Here is a 26262-nt window from a genome sequence, read left to right on the forward strand (position 1 = left end):
CCATTTATGGATCCATTAGTTAAGGATCGAACAATAATAATGAGTGACAAAATTTATATAGCTAGAACCATTTATTTTCCTAATGAACATTTAATTAGTGTTCTAATGTTTAACTGGAAATTATTGAACTAAGCGTTTACGTTCTTCACCTAAGTCCTTTGCCAATACCCGTTGGTATTGCCCGACCACATTCTCGATAGCACTTTATCTAACACTCTCGAGATTTCTGTGGCCGGACAAATTTCCTATGACTTACACGTAATCTTTGTATTTATCTAGGAAACGAACCGGTGTTGATAGCGCATCTCGGCGGAACGGGTCGCCCAACTCCTGAGTACACATGATTTCAATGATGGTTGTTTTGCCTTCGTTCATCTGCATGTCGATGGCTTTTTGCAAGGTTGGACCTACATCTTCTAGCTTATCAACCGTGATACCTTCAGCGCCCATTGCTCGTGCGATTTCAGCAAAGCTTTGGTTATCTAGCTCACCGGCAACAAAGCGTCGGTTGTAGAAGTCGACTTGGTTCTTCTTCTCTGCACCCCATTGACGGTTGTGGAATACCACGGCTGTCACTGGAATGTTATGACGAACACATGTCATGGTTTCCATCAGGCTCATGCCCCACGCACCGTCGCCTGCATAAGAGATAGCTGGGCGATGAGGTGCTGCTGCTTTCGCGCCAATGATGGTCGGGAACGCGTAACCACAGTTACCAAAACTCATTGCCGCAAAGAAACTACGTGGTTTTTCAAAGCGTAAGTAGCTGTTTGCCACCGAGTTGATGTTACCGATATCGGTTGAGACCATTACGTCTTCTGGCATCGCTTTTTCTAGCTCACGCAATACTTGGCGCGGGTGAAGGTATTCACCACCAGAGAACGGAGTCTCGTGTGAGTTTTCTTCAATCATATCCAAGCTGAACGAGTCACGTTCGTGTGTCCACTCATCAAGCTCTTTTTCCCAAAGTGCTTTCTCTGTTGCGACCGTGTCTTGACGAGCGCCTTTATTGTCATCACACAACAATGCACGGCCTTCCAATCTTTCAGATAGAGCAACCGCAGCTGCTTTCGCATCACCACAGATACCAACCGAAATCTTCTTAACCAGACCTAGCATCTTGTTGTCTGCATCAATCTGAATGATTTTCGCGTTCTTCGGCCAGTAGTCCATGCCATGTTGAGGCAAAGTACCAAATGGACCAAGACGTGTACCCAAAGCGATAACCACATCCGCTTGAGCCATCAACTTCATTGCTGCTTTCGAACCTTGGTAGCCTAAAGGACCACACCATAATGGGTGACTAGCAGGGAACGAGTCATTGTGCAGGTAGCTGTTCACAACGGGTGCCCCCAGTCTTTCCGCCAACGCTGCACACTCTTGAACTGCATCTGCCATTACCACGCCGCCACCAGAAATTATGACTGGGAATTTCGCTTCAGCAATCAGGTCTGCCGCTTCATTTAGAGATTTCTCGCCACCTGGACCACGGTCTAAACGCGCGGGTTTAGGGATCTCAGTTTGAGTTTCGCCGTAGAAGTAGTCACGTGGAATATTCAGTTGAGTTGGACCCATTTCACTCATCGCGCGGTCAAAACATCGACCCGTGTATTCCGCCATACGGTCTGGGTGCGTTACGTGTCCTTGATACTTAGTGAACTCTTGGAACATTGGAAGCTGGTTACACTCTTGGAAACCACCTAAGCCCATTGTTTTTGTACCTGTCTCTGGCGTCACAATCACGACAGGGCTATGTGCCCAGAACGCCGCTGCAATCGCAGTCACACAGTTACTAATACCAGGGCCATTTTGCCCAATAACCACGCCATGGCGACCCGATACACGAGAGTAACCATCTGCCATGTGAGCAGCGCCTTGCTCGTGTACTACTGGGACCAATCGAATGCCAGCAGGAGCAAAGATATCCATTGCGTCCATAAATGCCGACCCCATGATGCCGAACATATCGGTAACATCATTAGCAACCATAGTTTCAACGAACGCTTCTGATGGTGTCATTGTTACTGTGCCGGAAACAACCGTACGTTTTTCTTGCTCGCTCATTCTTCCATTCTCCTTGAGTTAACCAAAATTTCATTTTTCGGAATGAATTGTCTCTTTTTCGAATTCATCTTCACCTTAGTAGTAGAATTTTTGCGCGTCAACTTTTTATATTAAATTGGAATAATTCATTCTAATTAATAAAACTTGATCACATTATTGGTAGTTTTTCGTACAAAAAGTGCCATTAACTTAAGAAGAGCTGTTAATAATCGATGTCATATCGCGATAGCAGCGACAAGTGATGAGCTATATAGAGAGAAATATGATGAAAGAGACGGAATTGATACCAACGCAACCAGTAAGCATGAGAGAACGCTTTGGGATCGACAGCAACCTAACCGTGATGGCATTTGAACATGCGGGCGAATATGTTCCTAAAGTCGATCCAAATTACTGTTTTGATCCTGAAGTGACGTTGGCTATATTGGCGGGGTTCACCTCCAATCGTCGCACATTGATACAAGGCACACACGGAACGGGTAAGTCGTCTCACATTGAGCAAATTGCCGCAAGATTGAATTGGCCGTGTTTGAGGATCAACCTAGACGGACACTTAAGTCGCTTGGATTTCATAGGTAAAGACAGCATCGTCATTAGAGACGGAATGCAAGTAACAGAGTTTAAGGAAGGCATTCTTCCACAAAGTATCCAGCAACCCATCGCATTGGTATTGGACGAATACGACGCGGGTCGACCTGATGTGATGTTTGTGATTCAGCAACTCTTAGAGCAAGACGGCAAATACACTTCTCTCGAGCAAAACCGCGTGATCACTCCCCACCCTTCTTTCCGCCTGTTTGCTACGTGCAACACGCTTGGCTTGGGTAATTTTTCAGGTTTGTATTCGGGTACTCAAGTGCTTAACCACAGTCAGTTAGATAGATGGAACATCATCGCTACGCTCAACTATTTAGACCCACAACATGAAACCAAGATCGTGTTATCTAAGCTTCCGGAACTGAATAATGAAAGTGGTCGACAACTGGTCGAGAAAATGATCGCCACCGCAGGATTAACGCGTAACGGGTTTAGGGCTGGTGACCTTTCAACGGTGATGTCTCCGCGAACGGTGCTCACTTGGGCTGAAAACATCCAAATATTCGATGATGTAGCCACCGCATTTAGGTTGTCATTCTTAAATCGCTGTGAAGACGAAGAGAAAGAGCTGGTTAGCGAATACTATTTCCGTTGCTTTGGTGAAGCCTTGGAAACGCCTACTCAAAACTATTCGCACTCGGAGTCGTAAACCATGGCCAATGTTTCTTCCCAGCAGAAAAAGATCCTCGATATTGGTGTGTCTGTCGCCAGAGCGATCAGCGGTGAGTTGAGTCTGAATTATCGGGGAGAACGTCTCTATAAAGGCAATAGCCCCTGCTATTATCAGTCTGCGCATACTAACGATCTCACCTTTGTGTCTCGCCACGAGCTAAAAAACAGCAAGCTATCGATGCAAGGCAAGATCGATTCATCGGCACTGCGATTATTACTTTCAGACGCTGACCTCCATTATTCATTACGACCGAAAAACGAAGTCGAACGTCTGTTATATGATTTCTGCGAACAGGTACGAATTGAATCGCAAATTCCATCTTATTTAAGAGGTGTAACCACCAGTATTCAGTTCAATTTTGCGTATTGGAGCGACCAATATCATCAGAATGGCTTCACCGAATCACGAATCGGCATGTTGCTGTTTACACTGATGCAAGTCATCCACACCCGCTTAACCGGTGTCCCAGTTTCGGAGCCTATTGCTGAGACCATTGAATCGACTCGCGCCGGCATCGTGCCTACTTTCGGGTACAGCCTGAAGCGCTTAAAGCAGCATAGAACCGACCAAGAGTCATTTGCACACAGCGCCAATGATCTTGCAGCCCTTGCACAAGAGTTAATAACCCAAGAACAAGAGAGCGATAACTCGCCCACACCAACAGTCGAAGAAGACATTAAGATCCTTGCGCAGCTTGCCTTGATTGTTGATGGAGACATTCAAGATGAAGACGTCGATACCGACATCACAGGCAGTAGCAAGGTATTCGAGCTGTCGGGTGCAAATTATCAGGTCTTTAATTCAGAATTGGATCAAGTCATCGCGGCAGACAAACTCGTCAGGCGCGCCCTATTACTCGAACTGAGACAGAAACTCACCGATGACATCATGGCGAGACAAGTAAACACTCGCCGTTTGGCCGCTATGCTCACTAGCTTTGTCGCCACGCTACAAAGGAACCGACGTCAGGACCATTTAGAAGAAGGCATTGTTAACGCCACTACCATCACCAAGCTCATCACTGCGCCATTGGATAGCACTGTCTTTTATCAACCTGACATCGGTACATCTCATCAATGTGCCATCACATTTTTGATGGACTGCTCTGGCTCAATGCAAAAGCACAGTCATAAGCTAAGCCTACTGATTGATACAATTCTCAAATCCGTTGGACTGGCCAACATCCCTTTCGAGATTATTGGCTTTACGACCAATAACTGGAACGGTGGCAAGGTCTATCGGCAGTGGCTTAAACAAGGCCAACCAAAGCACCCGGGCCGCTTAAACGAAGTTCGGCACATCGTGTTTAAGGATTTTGATACCCATTGGAGACGTTCTCGACTTGGCATTGCGAGTCTTCGTAAAGCCGACATCTTTAAAGAAGGGATTGATGGCGAAGCGGTTCAGTTCGCGAGTCATCGATTGCAGCAGCACACCGCCCAGCGAAAGGTTTTGATTGTGTTCTCAGACGGCTGCCCGATGGATACCGCTACCAGTACCGCCAACGATCAGTTCTATTTAGATAACCATCTCAAACAGGTGATTGAACGTGAGTCGACCAAAAACGGTATTGAGATTCATGGCGTGGGAATGGGCGTCGATTTAAGCCCGTACTATCGCAGCAACATCACGTTAGATGTACAAGAGAGCTGCTTGTTTGGGCTATCTAGGAGCATATTTGAGATGCTAAAGCGTGTTTAAACAGGGAAGCTTAGGCTAGCGAATCACTAGCCTCCTTTGTCGAGAATGGTTTTACGAGGAGCCAAACAACGACCATGCAGAGACAGCCATCAAATATCCGCCTATCAGCATTAACACCGTAAACACCAGCTTTCTGAGTTGATCATTAGACAACGGCGATGGGAAACGCCGAGCAAACATTGTGACAAGCGCCACCAGAGGAACAGCAATAGCGGATAACCACAATATGCTCTGTTCCATGTCGCCCGCCGCATAGACATTGACCGTACGGGACATCGACGTACAAGCGAAAACCATCAGCAGTGTGCTTCGCACCAGATCGAGAGAAAAAGGTTGCCGATAGAGATGATAAACAATCGGTGGACCTGCCATCCCAAACAACCCACCCGCTAACCCAGAACTAAAACCAGATAACAAGAAAGTTACCGTTGCCGAACGGTTCTTTCTGGTTTTAGGTTTGAACATAAAACTCAAACCTGCGAATAGCACCATCGCACCCAATAGTCCTCGGAGAATATGCGTTGCCGAATCGCTTAACTCGTCCAGCAAGTACACCCCCATCGAAACGCCGGGAATAATACCGATGACCAACACCACCAGAATCTTGAGTTCCCCAAGCAGTGGCTTACCCATCAATGCGACCAAGCAATTGAACAAGGTCACAATACTGACCACAGCGGCTATAACGGGTAAGGAAACCAGATTAAGGCTAACCGTTAAACCAATCACGATGATACCGAGGCCAAATCCGGTGACAGTTTGAAAATAGGTACCCACCGCAATAGTGGTAAGAATGGCGAGTAAAACAGGTAACTCCATTAGCTATCCTAATTTGGTTGTTTGGGGGTTGGATATGAGTGCGAATTTGAGTGCTAGATTCAGGAGCGAGATGTTAATACCTAAAATCAAATGTCGATTCATCTCTTTTTTCAGAATCAGCCGCCACGTCAGTCTTTGAATTTGCTGTTTTCCCTTGCTGCGCTTGTACCGCGGTCACCGCGATTACATTAAAGATGTCTTGTGCGCTACACCCTCTTGATAAGTCATTCGCAGGTTGATTCAACCCTTGTAACAGTGGACCAATCGCAACTGCCCCGCCTAACCTTTCCGCAAGCTTATAACCAATATTACCTGCTTCTAAATTGGGAAATATCAACACGTTCGATTGACCTTTCACCTCTGAATCTGGCAGCTTTTTCGCGGCAATCTCAGTCACAATCGCAGCATCGAGTTGAACATCCTGATCGACGGCGATTCCGGGACAACGTTGTTTCACGAGTTGAGCCGCATTACGAACCTTATCGACCGATTCGTGCTTGGCACTGCCGTTGGTCGAAAACGACAGCATTGCGACTTTAGGTTCTTCCATCAATAGCGTTTGAGCACTGTTTGATGCGGCTACGGCAATCGATGCTAGCTCAGTTTCATTGGGGTTAATCACCAAACCACAGTCACTGAAAATCATGCCGCCTTTAAGATTATGGAAAGGCTCACACAACATCATCAGAAAGAAACTGGACACCAATTCACTGTCTGGCGCGGGGCCGATAATCTGAAGCGCAGCTCGCACGACATCAGACGTGGTATAAACCGCACCATTAACTGTGCCATCCACCAGCCCCTCTCTGACCATCAAATTGGCAAAAACGAGTGGGTCTAGAACCAACTCTAGCGCGTCATCGTAAGTCATACCTTTCGCTTTTCTTAACGTATACAACCGCTCAGCGAGCACTTCTTTGAGTGATGACGCCTGTGGGGAAACAATATGAATGCCTACAAGATCAATGTGATGTAATTCTGCAGCAGCGATGATCGCTGGTTCATCCCCTACTAGGGTGATGTGAGCGAGCTGTTTGTCAATCGCCATTCTTGCGGCTGCTAGCACTCGCGGGTCCTCAGCTTCACTCAAAACCACTCGCTTACGATCTAAGTGAGCCTTGTCAATAATCCGTCCAATCGCCTTCATCTTAAATTCCATTTATTGAGATTAATTGTTCCATAATTTATATTTATATTATTGGAATAATAAAAAAGGTCAAATTTTATTCAGATAATTGAAGAATAATGATTTGGTATGTACACTCTTAGGCATAGACATATCGCAAGGATGGATCATTATATGCAAACAGAAACACCACCAGTTCAAGGGGATACACCGACTCTCCGACTTTTTGCACTATTAGAGGTGATAGCGCAAAAAGACGAGTTTATTTCTCTTCAAGGATTAGTCGAAGAAACTGGACTGCCAAAACCTACGCTGCACCGAATGCTTCAGCAGTTAGAAGCGGCAGGCATTATTCAAAGAGACGGCGATGAGAAGCACTACAGCTCAGGTATTCGACTCAGAAAGCTTGCCGAAAATCTATTGTTGAATAGCACCATGCACAGTGCCCGACGCACCATTCTTGAAAACCTGAGAGCAGAAGTTGGTGAAAGCTGTAACCTAACGGCGCTATCAAGTGGCGAGATCATCTATCTTGATCGCGCAGAAACTGAAGCACCCCTTCGTTTTCATCTACACCCAGGTTCTCGCGTCCCGGTGCATTGCTCAGCAAGCGGAAAACTGTTTTTGGCGCACATGTCTAAGTCACAGCGCAGACGATTAATTGAAAATGTGCCACTGACTCAATACACCGTGAACACCATTACAGACTATTCGATGTTAGAGAAAGACATCGAAGAAGCTAAAATCCAAGGCTTTGCGATTGATGACGAAGAGTTTTTGCCGGGCTTAGTCTGTATCGCCGTGCTGATCCCATCATCTACGGGTCAATCAAACCTCGGCCTAGCGATACAAGCGCCTGTAATTCGAGTCAAGCCTGATGAAGCGATAAAGTACCTACCCGCTCTTCAGAAAGCCGCAAAAGCGCTAGCGAAAATAGAGTCTGATAATTGGAGTCAACAATAGGTCATTTTCTTAGACCGCTTCGAGTGGCTATCGCTTCGCAAGCAACAACTTAAGCACTAACGAGCTAACGAGCTAACGAGCTAACGACCACTATCTTCGACCAATCAACGGTTGGTCGAAGTCATTTGAACACTCGCCAACCCGCATATAAGCAACACGTCTAAAGTAATCACAACAAAGGAATCACGATGCTAAACATTAAGAACCAGCACTTACTCTCTTTTATGGTGACAGAAGCGAACAACGCAGTTGCAGTCAAAAATCCAGCGACAGGTGAACTCGTCGGACACGCACCTATTTCATCACAAGCAGAGTTAGCAAACGCGATTGAACGTGCTCATGTTGCGCAGAAAGAGTGGGCTAAGGTTCCAGCTAAATCTCGTGCTGCATCACTGCACCGTTGGCACCAACTGATCCTTGAAAACAAAGAAGATCTGGCTCGAATCATGACGATTGAGCAGGGTAAACCGTTAGCAGAAGCGACAGGCGAAGTCGTGTATGGCGCGAGCTTTATTGAGTGGTTCGCAGAAGAAGCCAAGCGTACTTATGGTGATTCTATTCCTAGCACAGTCGCTGGCAAACGCTTGGTGACCATCAAGCAGCCTATTGGAGTCGCGTGTGCAATTACGCCATGGAACTTCCCTATTGCAATGATCACTCGTAAAGCAGCACCTGCCCTAGCCGCTGGTTGTAGCTTTGTCGTAAAACCTTCAGATGAAACACCGCTTTCTGCGTTTGCTGTGGTTGAACTGGCTTATCAAGCGGGTATCCCGAAAGATCTACTTCAAGTCGTTCTTGGTGAAAGCCCTGAGCAAGTTGGCACCCTATTCACTTCTCATCCACTGATCAAAAAAATCTCTTTCACAGGCTCGACTCGAGTGGGCAGTATCTTGATGGCTCAAGCCGCACAAGGCATCAAGCGCACCTCAATGGAGCTCGGTGGCAACGCACCTTTTATTGTGTTTGACGATGCAGACATCGACGCGGCGGTTCAAGGCGCAATGGCGTCGAAATTCCGCAATGCGGGACAAACATGTGTCTGTGCAAACCGATTCTACGTTCACAGTAAAGTATACGATGAATTCGTGGCTAAATTCGATCAAGCGGTTCAACAGCTTAAAATTGGTAACGGTTTAGATGAGGGTGTCACCATTGGTCCTGTTGTCAGTCAGAATGCGAAGAACAACATCCAAGCATTAATAGACAGAGCGGTAGAACAAGGCGCGACACCTGTGACGCCAACTCAAGAGCTTGATGGGCTTTTCATTCAACCTGTTGTTCTTAAAGATGTAAAACACAGCATGGACATCGTTCAACAAGAGATCTTTGGCCCAGTCGCGCCCGTGATGAAATTCGACACGGACGAAGAGCTTATCGAGATGGCCAACGATACGATTTATGGTTTGGCGTCTTACTTCTACAGTCAGAACATCCACCGAGTGTGGAACATTGCAGAAGCGCTTGAGTACGGTATGGTCGGCATTAATGATGGTCTAATCTCAACCGAAGTCGCGCCTTTCGGTGGTGTGAAACAATCAGGTATTGGCCGTGAAGGTGCGAAAGAAGGCATCGATGAGTACATGGACATTAAGTATCTTTGCTTTGGCGGAAAATAAGGTTGGTAGTAACTAAGTTCTAGCAGTGATTAGGGCTCGGAAATAATTAAGTCTTAGTGAGCACTAACCTGCCCCATTCTCCCCCCTTCCCACCACAAAAATGAATCAAAAAAAAGCCGCGCTATAAAAACGCGGCACCTTGGGCTCGGTTAAAGGGGGTTTCTTTTTTTAGTATTTTACATTCTCTGTTTTTGTTATTCGGTTGCTTCACTATCCCTGCGCTTTCAGTTTTAGACGCATCGCGTGCAGCACTGGCTCGGTGTAACCGCTCGGCTGAGCACAGCCTTCGAATACCAACTGACACGCCGCTGAAAATGCAATGCTGTTTTCAAAATCAGGCGCCATGTTACGGTAACTCGGGTCGCCAGCGTTTTGCTCATCCACCACTGCGGCCATACGCTTCATGGTTTTCATTACCTGAGCTTCCTCGCAAATGCCGTGACGTAACCAGTTCGCAATATGCTGGCTTGAAATACGCAGCGTCGCTCGGTCTTCCATTAACCCTACATCGTTAATATCAGGTACCTTCGAACAACCAACGCCTTGGTCAATCCAACGAACCACATAACCCAAAATACCTTGGGTGTTGTTATCCAGTTCACTTTGAATATCTTGCGCGGTAAGTTTTTGATCGCCCAGTAACGGGATAGTAAGAATATCATCGACATTGGCTCTCACTCGCTCACGAAGCTCTTTCTGACGGCTTGGTACACTCACCTTATGATAGTGCAGCGCGTGCAAAGTCGCGGCGGTTGGAGAAGGAACCCAAGCGGTATTGGCACCCGCTTGTGGATGTCCGATTTTCGCGTCCATCATCTTCGCCATATTATCCGGCTCTGGCCACATACCTTTACCAATCTGGGCTTTACCTTGCAGGCCACAAGCTAAGCCAAGATCAACGTTTTGATCTTCGTATGCGCCAATCCAAGTCATGGTTTTCAGCTGTGTTTTAGGAGCAAAAGGCCCCGCTTCCATACTGGTGTGAATCTCATCACCCGTTCGGTCTAAGAAACCTGTGTTGATAAACACAACACGATCTTTAGCTGCACGAATACATTCTTTAAGGTTAACCGAAGTACGACGCTCTTCGTCCATGATGCCGACTTTTATCGTGAATCGATCTAGCCCTAATGCATCTTCAATACGGCCAAACAATTCATTAGTAAAGGCGACTTCTTCAGGGCCATGCATCTTAGGTTTTACGATGTTGATACTGTTCGCAGTCGAGTTTTGGTACGCGCTGTTGCCTTTTAAATCATGCATCGCAATTAACGAAGTGATCATGCCATCCATAATGCCTTCAGGCACTTCATTACCTTCGGCATCAATAATCGCAGGGTTAGTCATCAAGTGGCCGACATTACGGATGAACAACATGCTGCGGCCTTTTAGTGAAATCTCACCACCCGTCACGCTGGTGTATTGGCGATCGGGATTAAGGTTACGAACAATAGTTTTGCCGTTTTTCTCTAGTGATTCTTGCAGATCACCTTTCATCAAGCCTAACCAGTTACGGTAAGCCAATGCTTTGTCTTCACCATCAACTGCAGCAACCGAGTCTTCGCAATCCATAATGGTTGTTAGGGCAGCTTCGACCAACACATCTTTAATACCCGCCACATCAACGCTACCAATCGGTGCGCTTGGGTCAATTTGAATTTCGATGTGCAGATTATTGTGTTTAAGAAGAATGCACGAAGGGGAACTTGCGTCACCTTGATAGCCAATGAACTGGTCGCTATCAATGAGAGTGACTTCTTCGCCGTTATCGAGTGTCGCTATGAGCTTATTGCCGATGCTAGCGTTACTGATGCTGTATTTGGTCACGTCTTTATGAGAGACACCGTTTAATGGCGCTGCGTCATCAAGGAACTCACGAGCATAAGTCACTACTTTAGCGCCACGAGCAGGGTTAAAGCTTCCGCCCTTTTCCGCGCCATCACTTTCACTGATCACGTCCGTTCCGTAGAGCGCATCATATAGACTGCCCCAACGCGCATTGGCTGCGTTAAGTGCAAAGCGTGCGTTCATGATTGGCACCACAAGCTGCGGCCCTGCTTGTGTTGCGATCTCAGGTTCTACGCTCGCTGTCGTCACTTGAAAGTCATCGCCTTCAGGAACCAAATAACCGATCTGCTGTAAGAACTGTTTGTACTCCACAGGATCGAGCGTTTGCCCAGCACGCTCTTGGTGCCAAACGTCAATTTGATGTTGAAGATCTTCACGCTTGATAAGCAATGCGCGATTTTTTGGAGCCAAATCTTCAAGGATGGTTGCAAATGATTGCCAAAAGTCTTCAGCGACAATGCCTGTTCCAGGAATCACCTGCTCATTAATTAATTGGTAGAGGGTGCTATCAATGTTCAAGCTTCCCTGTTGAATACGACTGCTCATAAAATCTCTCTCAAACTAATTGATGGCTACTCAATAAATTTTCGTGACTAGCTCAAATTTACTTTACTGATTTAAACTTACTTAACGGACATGAATTTAGCTAATTTATGCCGGTTATATTGGATATTCATATAAAAAATACCCTAAAAACTGTGTTATTCCGTTACTCCACTCTCGATTTCGTTAGCGACACTTTTAATCAAACGACGCATCCACTGGTGGTCTGGATTGGTTTGTAACAATGGACTCCACGCCATCTTCACCTCAAAGGGTTCAATCGCAAATGGCGCAGGCTTGATCAACAATCTAGGGTTATTGCGCTGCAGTTGAGCGGCTTTGGTAGGAATAGTCAGGATCAGGTTCTTCTGTTGTGCGAAGAGAATCGCCGACAAGTAGTGTCGCGTAAACACCGTGATGTTACGGGTTTTACCAATGCGCATTAGTGCTTCATCTATCCAACCAAGCTTTTGTGCTTCGCTTGGGTTTATCCCGACTCCCGTTCCCATACCAGTCTTACTTACCCAAATATGTTGCGCCTTTAAATAAGACAAAATATCGAAATTGTCGGCTATCGGGTTGTCACAACTAAATAGACAAGAAAACCCGTCGTGCCAAAGGCTCATCTGGTGAAACGACTGAGGAATATCGTCAAATCGGTTGATAATTATATCAACGGTACCTTGCTCTACATCCTGATAGCTCACATCACTTGGCGTCATTATATCCAGTCGTATTTTCGGTGCTATCTCGCTCAGTTTTTTTAATAGCGGCTGAATAATGGTCGACTCTGCATAGTCACTCGCCATGATACGAAACACGCGTTCACTGTCTTCTGCATTAAACTCTGTGGTCGGCTGCAGTGTCTTCTCTACATTCGCCAAGATGTTTCGAATCAGTGGCTGCAACTTGTGCGCGCGTTCGGTCGGTATCATCCCTTCACTTGTTCTCACTAATAGCGGGTCTTCAAACAGATCACGCAATCGGCGAAGGCCATTACTCATGGCTGGTTGAGTAATACCCAATTGATTTGCTGCTCGTGTAACGTTTCTTTCACGTAGCAACATGTCTAAATACACAAGCAAATTAAGGTCTATACGAGCAATATTCATAAGAAAAATACCGAATATAATAACTATAAATTAACAAAATTATCACATGCGTGGTTATTCTTTGTCCATAGCAAAGTTTTAATCCAAGCCAATTTGGCAACCATACCCCACGTGAAACTAAGGAATAGTTATGTCGCAAATTACACAAGATATCGAAATGATAGAAGTTGCAAAAAGCGCTGCAGGTGCTCCATGGGATGCAATCAATGCTGAATCTGCTGCTCGTATGCGAGCTCAAAACAAATTCAAAACAGGTCTAGATATCGCGCAATACACGGCAGATATCATGCGTGCGGATATGGAGGCTTACGATAAAGACAGTTCTCAATACACTCAGTCTTTAGGCTGCTGGCATGGTTTTATCGGCCAACAAAAGTTGATTTCTATTAAGAAGCACTTTGATGGCAAGACAGACCGACGCTACCTATACCTATCAGGCTGGATGGTTGCAGCACTTCGCTCAGACTTTGGTCCACTTCCAGACCAATCTATGCATGAGAAAACATCGGTTGCAGGCCTAGTAGAAGAACTATACACATTCCTGCGCCAAGCTGATGCACGTGAACTGGGTGGTTTATTCCGTGAGCTAGACGCTGCACGTGAAGCGGGCGACGTTAACCAACAAGACCTTATCCAAGACAAAATCGACAATCACGTAACACACGTGGTGCCAATCATCGCCGATATCGATGCAGGTTTTGGTAACGCAGAAGCGACCTACCTAATGGCTAAGCAGATGATTGAAGCAGGCGCATGTTGTCTACAAATTGAAAACCAAGTTGCCGATGAGAAGCAATGTGGTCACCAAGACGGCAAAGTAACGGTTCCACACGCTGACTTCCACGCAAAACTTCGCGCACTTCGTTACGCTTTCCTTGAACTAGGCATCGACAACGGCGTTATTGTTGCTCGTACCGATTCTCAAGGTGCTGGCCTAACAAAAGAAATCGCAGTAGTGAAAGAGCCGGGCGACCAAGGTGATATCTACAACTCATACCTAGATGTTGAAGAGATCGATGTTGCAGATATGGCAGAAGGCGACGTTTGCTTTAACCGTGACGGCAAGCTAGTTCGACCTAAGCGTCTACCTTCAGGCTTATACCAATTCCGCCAAGGTACTGGTGAAGACCGTTGTGTATTCGACTGTATTGAAGCAATCAACGCGGGTGCTGACCTACTATGGATTGAGACTGAGAAGCCACACATCGGTCAAATCAAAGAGATGATGGACGGCGTACGTGAAGTTCACCCTAATGCGAAGCTGGTTTACAACAACTCTCCATCATTCAACTGGACGCTAAACTTCCGCCAACAAGCATACGATGCGATGGTAGCAGAAGGTAAAGATGTTTCAGCTTACGACCGTGCAAGCCTAATGAGCGCGGAATACGATGAAACTGAACTGTCTGCAAGCGCTGACGAGAAGATCCGTACATTCCAAGCAGACGCATCACGTGAAGCGGGTATTTTCCACCACTTGATTACGCTACCGACTTACCACACTGCTGCGCTGTCTACTGACAACCTAGCGAAAGAGTACTTCGGCGACCAAGGCATGTTAGGTTACGTTGCGAATGTTCAGCGTAAAGAAATCCGCCAAGGCATCGCATGTGTTAAACACCAAAACATGTCTGGTTCTGACATGGGTGATGACCACAAAGAGTACTTTGCTGGTGAGAACGCACTAAAAGCTGCAGGTGAAGCGAATACATCGAACCAATTTGATTAATCGCTAACGCTAAAGCCTCCCCCGTCCTTCTCTCTTACTTAGGTAAGATCCGGGGGAAGGCTTTGAGATAAAGCTTGTACTGCCAGCTTTATCTCAAAGCCTCAGATTTGTGTTCCACACCACGGTTAACCGAACAACTTCTGTTTAAGCTAACTGTATACGTATTTGTTCAGATTCCTATTTGTTAAGATTCTTATTTTTTGAGAGTGCCTATGACTTCAATACCTACACACCTACAAGATGCAAAAACACTGTTATCAGAGAATGGTTTCGCGACGGGTGATACTTGGTATCACGGCACATCTTCCGCTTTATTGGCTTCTATTCAAGGCCAAGGTTTAAAACGTTCTGGAGACAAAGCGCTCAACGAAGCAGCTTCAAAAACTATGGCGACCATCGGCAACAACTACACCGAATCGGTTGAGCCAGTGTTTCTCACCCAGAGCAAAGAACTGGCATATTACTGGGCTCAACAAACCGTTCGTGAGCGAGGCGTTCGCTTCGAAGGTGAAGAACAGCCTATCGTATTAGCGGTAAACTTATCTGAAAAGCAACGTGCCAAAGTAAGACCGGACGTAGGAGCAATGAGTCTATTGATGATGAGTGTGGGCGAGCAATTCGTGTCTCACCTCACTGAAATTTATCAAGCCAATAACATTGCAGGCCCCGACATCGAGCTTCGCACTGCTGATCGCATGGACTACCTCAATAAACTCGGTATGGCCTACATTGATGAAGACATCAGCCGTGCTTGTGTTCAGGAGTTAGCTGAGCCCGAGTTGGCCGACTGAAAACGTTCAACAAATCAGTCTTCTTAAAAACAAAAATGGCTCCCAATACGGAGCCATTTTTATTTGCTATAAGCCTATCTCACAAGATACAGACGCATCTAGATTATGAGCACAGAAGACCTTTCTGTGCAGGTTGCGTCATTTCGATGTCACCTTGTAGAGAACGGTAAACGATGGTGTTCCACACTTCACCATTATCCATTTCAAACTCAATAGCGTAATTCAAACCCGCGACAACCTGAGTTCGCACACTCAGGATCTGCTTGAGCTCAGCTGAAGTGTTCATTTGACCAAGAACTGCGTTTAAAGCTTGCTTAGCTTCTGGTGTAATCTCACTTTGCGACCAACCACCCGTCAGGTTTTTAGTACTGCAGATAGGGTTCGCATTCTCTTGCGGTTGAGTTGGTACCTCTGATTTCTGACTACACCCAGCTAACGCCACGACACTAAACAAGGTTGCTGTTCCAAGTAATGATGTTAATCGTACGTTCTTCATAAATTCTCTCTACCTCAATCATTTACGAGGGATTACTCGCAATAATGTTTCATATGCAGGCAAGCTTAAACCTCGAATGTCATCACTTCATCAGAGATTATGGTGTAACTACTCTATAAACACAGGAGATTGTCAGGAAAACAAGCCGAGCACTGGAGCTCTGCTTTTATCCACCTGATATTTAAATCATTAAAATGAGTAGCGAGAGAATAAGCGAGTAATAATACAGACATAATTAATCAGATAATTACATACCTCACACCAAATACATTCACGCTGTAATTAATAAGATGAGCTCATGTTGATTTGGATTATGATATTGGTTCAAAAAATAGATATTTGAGATTATTTTATAAATTCAAAAGTTTATGCTCGGCTTAATCATGTCTGATTTTAAAACTGTGATCCAGCCCTACAAGTTGTTGATAATAATGTACTTTGTTCATCTGTGAATTCATTCAAATATGGAAAATCTTTATTGTTAAGGGTGGGTGCAAGTAGTAAAATCTCACCCGATTATGCAACTTACTTCTCACAACATGGACACAAGTAAAGTTACGATTAGCTCTCTCAAAGTAACGTAACTTCAAACACATACCTAAAATCAGTGTCCTATAGATAGTGCAGATCAAATAAAAATAATTATATAAACCTAGGCTAGGTTAAACATGAAATTAACGTCGTCTTTAGGCTCACTGTTGGCTAGCAGTCTGTCTATCGAAATAAAACAGCGAGCGCTGATAGAGCTCGTCATCAGCACTTATCAGCCACATGAGCGCACTGAGCTTTTTCAAAGCGTGACTGAATATCGTAGAAGCCAATTAGAATTGCTTTTCCCAGAGCATCAAAACAAAAGCTACTCTGTATTGTTTGAGGTGATGGACTACCGCGATCTGATTCTGCGCTATCCAAATACACTATCTGCAGAGATTGCTCTTCTAGAGCAGGCTGTAGGGCAGTGCTATATGCATTGGCTAGATTTCTGGTGTGAGTGTGAAATTGCTGCGATCAAAGCAAAATCTCCATTAAATCCAAGCTCCATTTCTCATGTCGACCTCCCTATCAATGACAGTGCTTATTACGGTGCGATCATCGAACAGATAGAACATGAGCCACTTTTGGTACAAACACCGAGTCACCCACAAGGAATGCCAATCAGCGATGCCATTGCTTTAAGCAATCTCGAGGTGTTCATCAAGGGCGAGAAATGGTTTGAGATGCTGCCTTTATTACACCTTTCTCAGGCAGGTAAGCATTTTATTCTGCTCAAGCATCCAGTCGATGAAGCCTTTCCAACACTGGTTTCCTCTGCGCTGATTCAAGACTGGTCTAAGAATGACACTTGGCTAAGTTACGCACCGCCGTTCAGCAATGAGCAATGGCAATACTGTTTACCCAATTACGGCTACGATGAACTCGCAGGGTTACAACTTTTCACACCGCCTACACTGTCAAAATGTTACTCTCTCCCAGAATTTGACCAACAATTCCAGTTACAATTGTCCGACAAAGATGCCCTGTGTGAGGTGTTACGTCTGACAGTCAGTGGCAATACCCAACAAAAGCTCTATTTCCTCTACCTTTCTCAAAAAGAGCTGATGAGTGTGTTACACCAAATAGGCTATAAGATTGGCTTCACTATTATCGAGCAACCTTTCATGCTTCAGTTTTATCAAACCATTGATTCCAATGCATACTTCCATTCTGGATATTGCGAATTAAATGACGATGGCACGACAATTTATCGTGGATTCTGGAATTTTGAGATGATGGTAAAAGCGTTCAATAATGTCGATTTTCGAAGCTACAAACGCGCAGTGCGAGAAAGCAGAAAGTCATTAGAAAAGTCGCGCTCGGCAGGAAAAACTAGCTCGGTGAAAAAGGATGAACATGTTTGATTTCGGCCTAGAGGCGATCATCTATGCAAAAGCAATCACACTGCTTGCAACCGTGGCTGTGGTTGTCATGTGGTTGTTCTATTACTGCTATCGCCTGAAACAGAAGAACGAAGTGATCGCAGGGACACACCATGCCCCTTACATCGCGTATTCGATCTGCATTGTTGCGTGGATCAGCAGTAACGCTTATTTCCATACCGACTTATTACCGGAACTTGGGGCCTCGGCCGCCGTGTTCGCCGCAAAGTTTGCCAACCTCGCCTCGTTCTTTGCGTTTGCCTTTGCCTATTACTTCTCGTGCAAACTCGCCGCTGAACAACGTAATGGTAAGGTTCATGTGTGGCAGCAAGCCATTTTCGTCACCCTGACCGTCTACTCCTTCTTTATCAATTTAAGTCCGGGGTTAACCGTTGAACACGTCACCATTGCAGGCCCAAGCCAGTTCGTGATTGAGTTTGGCCCGCATACGCCGTACTTCTTTATTGGGATGATTAGCTTTGTAGTGCTAACACTACTCAACCTGGTGGCCATGCGCGCCAACAGCAGCAAGCTAACTTTAGCCAAAACCAACTATATGATCGCCGGCATTTTAGTCTTCATGCTGTCTACTGCGACGATCCACCTAGGCATGACCTACTTCTTGCGTGATTTCTCGCTCACTTGGCTGCCACCAGCTTTGTCGATAAGTGAAATGTTGTTCGTTGGCTATGCCCTGCTGACCTCGCGCTTCTACAGCGTGAAATACCTGGCGTACATGAGCCTAAATGCGATGTTGGTTTGTGCTATTTTGGTGATCCCTTTTGGCGCGATATTTATCCCGCTGACAGACGACAGTCAATGGCTTGTTGCTATCCCAATCTGCGCGATTATCGGCATCACGTGGCATGTTCTCTACAAGCGCGTAAGCCACTACGCCTCGTTCTTTGTCTACGGAAACAAGAAAACGCCAGTACAACAGATCCTCGCGCTAGAAGAGGATTTCAAGCTGTCGATTGATGATGCAATGCGTCGATTAGGTAGCCTATTGCAGATTCCCGAAGACAAGTTGCGTCTGGTGAACAGCAACTACAACGAAACCTTCTACGAAGATTACCTGTCTACCAACAAGTCCGTTTTAGTGTTCGATGAGCTGTCTCAGGAGCTTGATTACACCGCACCAGCCAAGCGCTCGATAAAAGCCCTATATGACAAGATGAGCTCAAACGACACCGCTTTGGTGATGCCTTTATTTGGTCAGGGGAAATCGGTCACGCACTTATTGGTCTCATCACATAAGAGCAACGATAAGATGTTCTCTAACGAAGAGATCTCTGCACTGCAAACCTTGTTAACTCGTGTACAAAGCACCATTGAAGCCGATAGACGCATTCGCCAAAGTCGCGCGCTTGCTAATTCTATCGCACACGAAATGCGTAACCCGCTGGCTCAAGTGCAGCTGCATTTTGAGGTGTTAAAACAGCACATTGATAACCAAGCCCCAGCTAAACAAATCCTAAAGGATATTGAGAATGGCCAAGCGGCGATTCAACGCGGGCGACAACTGATTGATATCATCCTGCGCGAAGTCAGTGACAGTACGCCTGAACACGGCCCTGTGGCCATGACCTCTATCCACAAAGCCGTAGATCAAGCCGTAAGCCACTATGGTTTTGAGAATGAAAAGATCATTGAACGCATTCGTTTACCACAACACGCTGATTTTGTAGCAAAGCTCAATGAAACCTTATTCAATTTCGTTATTTTCAACCTGATACGTAATGCAATCTATTACTTTGATTCTTATCCAGAAAGCCAAATTGAGATCAGCACCAACACAGGGCCTTACGAGAACGTTCTGATATTCCGAGATACCGGCCCTGGCATTGACGAAGCCATTGCACATAAGATCTTTGATGACTTCTTCTCTTACCAAAAAAGCGGTGGTAGCGGCCTAGGGCTTGGCTATTGCCAACGTGTGATGCGTTCATTTGGCGGCCGAGTTGAGTGCCACTCTAAACTTGGGGAGTTTACTGAGTTCCACCTGTACTTCCCGGTAGTACCCAATGCACCCAAAGCAGACGCACTTCGTACGCCTTACTTCAATGATTGGAAAAGTAATCAAACCACAACTGAAAACAAACCCAACGCAGAAGTTAAGCCAGATAACCAAGCGGAAACGCAAAGTTCAGAGCCAACAAGTACGCTAACCCCAGAGAACCATTTGGCTCCAACCGTGCTTATCGTCGATGATAAAGAAGTGCAACGCACGCTTGTTCAGATGTACCTGAGTCGACTTGGCGTAAATAGCTTACAAGCTAAAAACGGCGAGAATGCCGTCGAGCTGTTCAAAACACACAAGGTCGATTTGATCTTAATGGACGTACAAATGCCGATAATGAATGGTTTTGACGCAAGCCAAATCATCAAGGCACGCTCTCCTCAAACGCCAATCATTGCTTTATCTGGCGAATCAGGACAACACGAGTTAGATATGATCAGCAAACTGATGGATGGTCGCCTAGAGAAGCCAACCTCTTTGAAGGCACTGCAACGCGTGCTCGATAACTGGCTAGAGAAAGGCTGTGCCTCAAATGCTTCCAAAGAAACCGAAGATGAAGAGTAGATGCAGGAAAACACGAATCGCAATTTAGCCAGTTGATTACTGTTTGTCTCATTACATTGCTTTAATTATTCATCAAAAAGCCAGCCGAACAAGGCTGGCTCTATCAGAACTAAACGCTCTAATTAATCTAAAAGTGAACGAACATAATCAGCGATTTCTTGGTTTTGGCAATGCTCAAAGAAGCATTGTTGGAAACGCTCGCTGCCAACCGCTGTTTTCACTAGATCTTGGTCGATAGCTCTCAGAGAATCAATAAAATTATCTTTTACCACCGCCGCTTTCACTTCATTCAAAATTGCTGCATTACGTTGCTGTGGTTCTGCACGTTCTAGTGGATACCCATTACCACGCTCGCCTGTGAACGCTTTTTCAAAGATATAACGAATGTTGAGTTCACCTGCCCAGCCAAAGCCTTTAGCAAAAGCGAGAGCGAGAGCATTGCCGTTGTTGATTTGGTTAAACAAGAAAGCATCTGATGGCTCTAGGCAGTAACCACAAACCACACCCGGGTGCAGGTTCAGTGACATCAAAGCACCTTGCCCTGTTCCACATCCCGTCACAACAAAGTCCACAGCCTTTGAGTTGATCAGAATACTGGCCATGATACCTAAGTGGATATACGTTAAGTGGTGATCATTCTCGTCGGTCATACCTAAGTTGAAAACATCGTGACCAATGCCACCCGCCACTGACTCTAGCTCAGCTGCAACCATGGCATTTTTACCTGCCTGACTGTTTTCCATCATTAAAGCGATTTTCATTTATCTTCTCCTGCAAGATTGCTGCAAACTCAAAATTTAGAATAAAAAACCAACTAGCGTGCTAACCAACCACCGTCAACAGCAATGGTATAGCCATTAATGTAATCCGATGCTGATGATGCTAAGAACACACAAGGACCTGCGATATCTTGCGGTTTACCCCAACGCTCAGCCGGAATACGCTCAAGAATCGCTTGATTGCGCTCAGCATCTTCACGCAGAGCTTGAGTATTGTTCGTTTCCATATAACCGGGTGCTATCGCATTCACATTGATATTGTCGCGCGCCCATTCGTTCGCCATAGCACGTGTCACTCCCATCACAGCGCTTTTTGAAGCCGTATAGGAAGGAACTCGAATGCCACCTTGGAATGAGAGCATCGATGCAATGTTAATGATCTTTCCGCCAGTACCTTGAGCCTTAAATTGCTTTGCAACAGCCTGAGACATAAAGAACACCGTCTTGGTGTTCACGTTCATTACGTCATCCCAATCTTGCTCTGAGAACTCAATAGCATCTTGGCGGCGAATAATTCCTGCATTGTTCACGAGAATGTCGACTTGGCCAAACTCAGCCAAAGTGCGCTCTATAACCCCTGGAATGCACGCTTGCTCGAGAAGATCAGCACTCACGTTTAGGAACGAATGACCTGCTGCACTCATTTTCTCAATAGTCTCTTCAGGCTCTGTTCGGTTAACACCGACAACCTTACAACCGGCTTCCGCTAGGCCTAATGCAATACCTTGCCCAAGCCCCGTGTTACAGCCCGTCACTATCGCTACTTTACCTTCCAGACTGAATGACTCTAAGATCATGCTCGCTTCCTCAATTACATTGGATTCATTGCGTATCGTTATTACCAATAATTAAATCATACAATAAGATGTAAATACGAGAGCGACGTTGTAGAAGTTCGATCTTGCACCAAAATCAGTCGAACAAGTGAAACGGCACCACAAACTAAATGAATAGGGGAAAGTGATTTGAAGACGAGAAACCTATAACCCACTATGAACAATGAGTTCGAAGATCACCCAAACCAGATATTTTAGGGATTTGGCAACAATTCCATGATTTAAAAGAGTAAAAGGGTTATACATAATAATGTGTTATCTAAATTACTGAAATTATCATGACGCTCAAAGAGATCCTTAAAATTCCCAATGTCCGCTACTTCTTGATGTTTAGAAGCAGCTACTTTGCGCGTTTTTACTACCCTATATTCACACTACTTTATTTAGATTACGGGTTAACCCTGTCTCAATTCGCGATGCTCAATGTAGTTTGGGCGGCCACCATTGTGCTTGCTGAAGTACCGTCGGGTGCATTCGCCGATACCTTAGGCCGCAAGAAACTGGTGGTGCTGTCTTCGATTGTGATGTTTGTTGAGATCGCAATGATCGCCTTAGTGCCAACCGGAAACCCCGACTTGGTGTTCATAGTCTTTCTGATTAACCGGATTCTCAGTGGCTTAGCGATGGCACTGGCCAGCGGCGCCGACGAGGCATTGGCTTACGACACCTTAAAAGAACAAGGTAATGAAGAGTTGTGGCCGCGAGTGCTGCAAATCCAGCTTCGTGTCGCCTCAACGGTCGGTATCTTTGTCACGCTGATTGGTGCGGCGATGTACGACGTGAACTTTATGACGAACATCTTTCATTTCCTTGGACTAGCCGAACCAGAAAGCACTAAAGACCTGATGCGTATTCCTGTGTTCGCCACCCTATTTGTAGCGATGATCGCCATCTATGCCGCGATTAATATGCGCGAAGAGAAAAAGGTGATGCCAAGCGACCAAACCAAATTGGCAACCACCATCTCAAGTCTTAAATTGACGATCGATGCGGGTAAATGGGTATTCGCTACGCCTTACGTGCTGTTCATCTTGCTCTACTACAGCCTATTCGAACACACCTCACGCATGTTCCTAACCATGAACAGCCAATACTATCTGGCCATTGATATTCCAATTATCTACTTTGGTTTTATTGGTGCGGGTATCAGCTTGCTTAAGATTATATTGGCAGGACAAAGCCGAAGATTAGCAGAGAGTATGGAGGCTAAAACCTTCATTGTGGTTATGGGATTGGCAAGCATGGCGACTTATTACTGGATCAGTTTAGGTTGGTCGATTTACGGAGTCATTCCGGCACTAGTATTAATCTTTATCATCATGACGATGAACATTTTCATCAGCTACCACCTGAATAAAAAAACCGAATCACACAACAGAGCCACCGTTCTTAGTTTCAAAGGTTTGATGTTTAACCTCGGATACGGTCTGATCGGTATCTTGTACGCTTACTACTATAAGTTGGTGTCTCAGGGCTACACCGAACAAGAAATAGAACAGAACCTTGCCTTCTTGGCCTCACTGTCTTCTTTTTTCTATTACTTCACCTTACTGTTCGTTTTGATCAGCGCGCTGTTCTACTTCAAGAACAGAAAAGAAGCGATTTTCTAAACAATCGATTGATGTCGAGTGACAAGTAAATGAATCCGTTAAGGTTTACAGCGCAAGTTTGAAAGACCGAATATTCTTCAAAACCGAGCGATTCACGCAACTGACTATTGCTTATTAAAAGAACAAGTCGCTTCTTATATTGGTTTTATTTGTTAATATAATCAGCAAATTACATAACACATGGACGCGTCATGTCTTTTAGTTGGATAGCCTTTACTCTCCTTGCTGCCTTTAGCCAATCTTGGCGCAATGCCTTTCAAAGTAAATTAAGTGGCACCATGAGCGTGGCTGGCGTAACGTTAGCGCGATTTATTTGGGCTAGCCCTATCGCCCTTATTTACCTCTGCGCCCTCTATCAATGGCAGCCCGTATCCGCACCGGATTTTTCGGGTGAGTTTGTTTTCTATATTGTTGCTGCCGCCATCATGCAGATCCTCGCGACCGGCTTAATGGTGATGCTGTTCAAGCTCGAAAACTATGCGATAGGCGCAGGCTTAGCCAAGTGTGAAGCCCCCGTATCTGCTGTGCTATCCGTATTGTTTTTTGGTACTGCTTTGACACTAACAGGTTGGGTCGGCGTACTTATTGGTACTTTAGGCGTGCTAATCATGAGTAGCGCTTCTGGCTGGCGAAGCTTGTCCCCGAAAGTGTTCTTATTAGGTATGGCGTGTAGCACCGCCTTTGCTTTAACGTCTCTTTGGGTACGGGAAGCAAGTTTGAGCATAGGGTTGCCCTTCCCTCATAGCGCTGCTTGGGTGCTGTTCCTCGTCATTTCCCTTCAGACAGTGATTATCTGTACGTATCTCTTTTTCAGAGAACGCGACACGCTGCGCCTGATATTCAAGAAGTCGAAACTAGTCATCATGACAAGCTTAGCGAGTGTTATCGGTTCTCTGGGTTGGTTTAGCGCGATGTCGCTTCAAGCCGTGCCGTACGTAAAGACACTCGGGCAAGTCGAAGTGATCTTCATGGTGTTGATATCCTATTTCTGGTTAGGGCAAAGCATCGCGCGCAAAGACATTCTTGCGCTCATCTTGCTTTCTATCGCAGCAGTATTGGTTATGTGGCAGTGACGAGCTCGTTAATATGACTAGGACAAATTGAAGTCATATTGCGACCGTTTGTTTTCGCTTGATATAACGCTTTGTCGGCTCGGCTAATAAACCCATTCCAACTCTCATGCGGGTGAAGCTGAGCAACACCAAAACTCGATGTCAGAAACATCTCATGTTCTTGTACTGCTGATACCTCTGAAATAGACAATCGTAACTTGCAGGCAATAACCTGAGCTTGTTGGAAATCGACATTAGGCAATAAAATCATTATCTCGTCTCCGCCAAAACGAAACGCACTGGCTTTAGGCGATGTTTTTATCGCACTTTGAACCATTTCAGCAAAAGACTTGATCACGAGGTCACCTACAATGTGTCCGTGTTGGTCATTGATCGACTTAAAATTATCAATATCCATCATAATGGCACTAACAGGTGCAGTTTCCGCCTGCTTCATGATAACTGGAACCATCTCATCTAATGCTCTGCGGTTTCCCAGTACCGTTAGAGGATCGCTGTAGGACAGCTCGTGAATAGAACTAAGCAACCTTGCGTTAATCAGCCAAAGCATTGTAAAGCTCATCGACACAATAAGAACGATGCTCACTAAAAAGGCAAGTTGATGAATGAGAGTGGCCGCCATGAAATCCTGGAGCTCAGTTGAAAATAGCGTCACCACAACTCGAAAAACCATAAACCCGCCATATATCGTAAATGACAAGGCCATCATCCGAATACCTAGAGTCAAGTCATCACGCCGGCCCTTTAATACCGCAAAGGCAGTGCAAAGAGTCACAAAAGCCAGATATAAACTAATGAGGATAATTCGAGCCTTTATGGAAGGCTCATAGAACGTGAAGTAAATAAAACATGGCAAAAGAGCCAACATCATTAGACTACTGAGGTAGGTGCATTTGAGAGAGTATTCTCGAAACAGACATAAGCTATACAAGGCGAGATGAAAACCAAGCGCAATGACCATATTGGCACCAATAACGGTGACCCAATCAGGGAACTCCCCTCTTAGGCTCAACATCAACGGCCCAGTTCCGATAACAAATATTGAAATGGAAAAGATTGAAAGCCCTTTAATGGACTGTTGAGTGAATTGAAATAACAACAAGCCAATACAGTAAATGAAAGAGAACAAAATAATAATAAAATTAAGTGTTCTCATATCCAGCGAAAAACCATCCATGATTTTCTATCTTCCATACGCAACCAAATTTCAACATGGTCAATAATCATGCAAACCACAAAAACATTCACCATGTGAATCTTTTTATTTTATAAAAAAAGGGGGTAGATCACATATGCGGAGATTTTTATCGCATGAGTCCATGATATGGATAGGCATGTAACACTCGCCCCCATAGAGTTTTATCGCATCACTGAATCTACAGGCTT

The 26262-nt window shown here is 45.3% G+C and carries 19 protein-coding genes; 10 read left to right on the forward strand and 9 right to left on the reverse strand.

Going from position 1 to position 26262, the window contains the following annotated elements:
• Window positions 1–252: 252 nt before the first annotated feature.
• Window positions 253–2064 carry a sulfoacetaldehyde acetyltransferase gene (gene xsc, locus AB6D06_RS15895; protein WP_017057935.1) on the reverse strand — a complete coding sequence of 604 codons (1812 nt, stop codon included), beginning with the start codon at window positions 2062–2064 and terminating at the stop codon, window positions 253–255.
• 262 nt (window positions 2065–2326) lie between these two features.
• Between xsc and AB6D06_RS15900 the strand changes: the two genes are divergently transcribed.
• Entirely contained in the window at window positions 2327–3310 is a 984-nt protein-coding gene (locus tag AB6D06_RS15900; protein ID WP_372110978.1) for an AAA family ATPase, read from the forward strand.
• A 3-nt stretch (window positions 3311–3313) separates the two neighbouring features.
• On the forward strand, window positions 3314–5035 hold the full coding sequence (locus AB6D06_RS15905; protein WP_372110981.1) for a cobaltochelatase CobT-related protein: 1722 nt from the start codon (window positions 3314–3316) through the stop codon (window positions 5033–5035).
• Window positions 5036–5086: 51 nt separating this feature from the next.
• On the opposite strand, the gene AB6D06_RS15910 is transcribed toward AB6D06_RS15905, so the two are convergent.
• Window positions 5087–5854 (reverse strand): TSUP family transporter, encoded by a 768-nt coding sequence (locus AB6D06_RS15910; RefSeq protein ID WP_372110984.1) that lies wholly within the window; start codon window positions 5852–5854, stop codon window positions 5087–5089.
• A gap of 73 nt (window positions 5855–5927) precedes the next feature.
• A complete protein-coding gene (pta, locus tag AB6D06_RS15915; RefSeq protein WP_372110987.1) occupies window positions 5928–7001 on the reverse strand; it encodes a phosphate acetyltransferase in 1074 nt (357 codons plus the stop codon).
• Window positions 7002–7154: 153 nt separating this feature from the next.
• On the opposite strand from pta, the gene AB6D06_RS15920 reads away from it, so the two are divergent.
• Together AB6D06_RS15920 and AB6D06_RS15925 are read left to right on the forward strand one after the other, a co-directional pair.
• Entirely contained in the window at window positions 7155–7943 is a 789-nt protein-coding gene (locus AB6D06_RS15920; protein ID WP_004731927.1) for an IclR family transcriptional regulator, read from the forward strand.
• 188 nt (window positions 7944–8131) lie between these two features.
• Window positions 8132–9559, forward strand: a complete 1428-nt coding sequence (locus AB6D06_RS15925; RefSeq protein WP_372110991.1) for an NAD-dependent succinate-semialdehyde dehydrogenase — start codon at window positions 8132–8134, stop codon at window positions 9557–9559.
• A gap of 210 nt (window positions 9560–9769) precedes the next feature.
• Here the strand turns inward: AB6D06_RS15925 and AB6D06_RS15930 are convergent, their stop codons facing one another.
• Together AB6D06_RS15930 and AB6D06_RS15935 are read right to left on the reverse strand one after the other, a co-directional pair.
• Entirely contained in the window at window positions 9770–11953 is a 2184-nt protein-coding gene (locus tag AB6D06_RS15930; RefSeq protein ID WP_065583554.1) for a malate synthase G, read from the reverse strand.
• A 155-nt stretch (window positions 11954–12108) separates the two neighbouring features.
• The gene (locus tag AB6D06_RS15935) at window positions 12109–13062 is read right to left on the reverse strand and encodes a LysR family transcriptional regulator (RefSeq protein WP_009845781.1); all 954 of its coding nucleotides are present in this window, start codon (window positions 13060–13062) and stop codon (window positions 12109–12111) included.
• 130 nt (window positions 13063–13192) lie between these two features.
• Here AB6D06_RS15935 and AB6D06_RS15940 point away from each other — a divergent pair, with 130 nt between their 5' ends.
• Together AB6D06_RS15940 and AB6D06_RS15945 are read left to right on the forward strand one after the other, a co-directional pair.
• The gene (locus AB6D06_RS15940; RefSeq protein WP_372059003.1) at window positions 13193–14791 is read left to right on the forward strand and encodes an isocitrate lyase; all 1599 of its coding nucleotides are present in this window, start codon (window positions 13193–13195) and stop codon (window positions 14789–14791) included.
• A 212-nt stretch (window positions 14792–15003) separates the two neighbouring features.
• Window positions 15004–15582: a hypothetical protein gene (locus AB6D06_RS15945; RefSeq protein ID WP_372110995.1), complete on the forward strand. Its 579-nt coding sequence runs from the start codon at window positions 15004–15006 to the stop codon at window positions 15580–15582.
• Window positions 15583–15685: 103 nt separating this feature from the next.
• Here the strand turns inward: AB6D06_RS15945 and AB6D06_RS15950 are convergent, their stop codons facing one another.
• A complete protein-coding gene (locus AB6D06_RS15950; RefSeq protein WP_017066034.1) occupies window positions 15686–16078 on the reverse strand; it encodes a cystatin domain-containing protein in 393 nt (130 codons plus the stop codon).
• Window positions 16079–16746: 668 nt separating this feature from the next.
• Between AB6D06_RS15950 and AB6D06_RS15955 the strand changes: the two genes are divergently transcribed.
• Window positions 16747–17976 (forward strand): acyl-homoserine-lactone synthase, encoded by a 1230-nt coding sequence (locus tag AB6D06_RS15955; protein ID WP_017064276.1) that lies wholly within the window; start codon window positions 16747–16749, stop codon window positions 17974–17976.
• On the forward strand, window positions 17969–20578 hold the full coding sequence (locus tag AB6D06_RS15960; protein WP_372110998.1) for a response regulator: 2610 nt from the start codon (window positions 17969–17971) through the stop codon (window positions 20576–20578). The genes AB6D06_RS15955 and AB6D06_RS15960 overlap by 8 nt, the downstream gene beginning before the upstream one ends.
• Before the next feature lie 122 nt (window positions 20579–20700).
• Here the strand turns inward: AB6D06_RS15960 and AB6D06_RS15965 are convergent, their stop codons facing one another.
• Both AB6D06_RS15965 and kduD read right to left on the reverse strand, forming a co-directional pair.
• The gene (locus AB6D06_RS15965; protein WP_017059986.1) at window positions 20701–21339 is read right to left on the reverse strand and encodes an RpiB/LacA/LacB family sugar-phosphate isomerase; all 639 of its coding nucleotides are present in this window, start codon (window positions 21337–21339) and stop codon (window positions 20701–20703) included.
• A 53-nt stretch (window positions 21340–21392) separates the two neighbouring features.
• Window positions 21393–22154, reverse strand: coding sequence for a 2-dehydro-3-deoxy-D-gluconate 5-dehydrogenase KduD (kduD, locus tag AB6D06_RS15970; protein WP_017067926.1), 762 nt, complete (start codon window positions 22152–22154; stop codon window positions 21393–21395).
• 317 nt (window positions 22155–22471) lie between these two features.
• Between kduD and AB6D06_RS15975 the strand changes: the two genes are divergently transcribed.
• On the forward strand, window positions 22472–23803 hold the full coding sequence (locus AB6D06_RS15975) for an MFS transporter (RefSeq protein ID WP_136974696.1): 1332 nt from the start codon (window positions 22472–22474) through the stop codon (window positions 23801–23803).
• 191 nt (window positions 23804–23994) lie between these two features.
• A complete protein-coding gene (locus AB6D06_RS15980; RefSeq protein ID WP_372099890.1) occupies window positions 23995–24876 on the forward strand; it encodes a multidrug transporter in 882 nt (293 codons plus the stop codon).
• On the opposite strand, the gene AB6D06_RS15985 is transcribed toward AB6D06_RS15980, so the two are convergent.
• The gene (locus tag AB6D06_RS15985) at window positions 24863–26053 is read right to left on the reverse strand and encodes a GGDEF domain-containing protein (RefSeq protein WP_136981756.1); all 1191 of its coding nucleotides are present in this window, start codon (window positions 26051–26053) and stop codon (window positions 24863–24865) included. The two genes, AB6D06_RS15980 and AB6D06_RS15985, sit on opposite strands and share 14 nt — an antisense overlap.
• Between the last annotated feature and the right edge of the window lie 209 nt (window positions 26054–26262).

This window comes from Vibrio sp. 10N.239.311.G01 (assembly GCF_041465805.1).
In the GTDB taxonomy this organism is placed as follows: Bacteria; Pseudomonadota; Gammaproteobacteria; order Enterobacterales; family Vibrionaceae; genus Vibrio; species Vibrio crassostreae_C.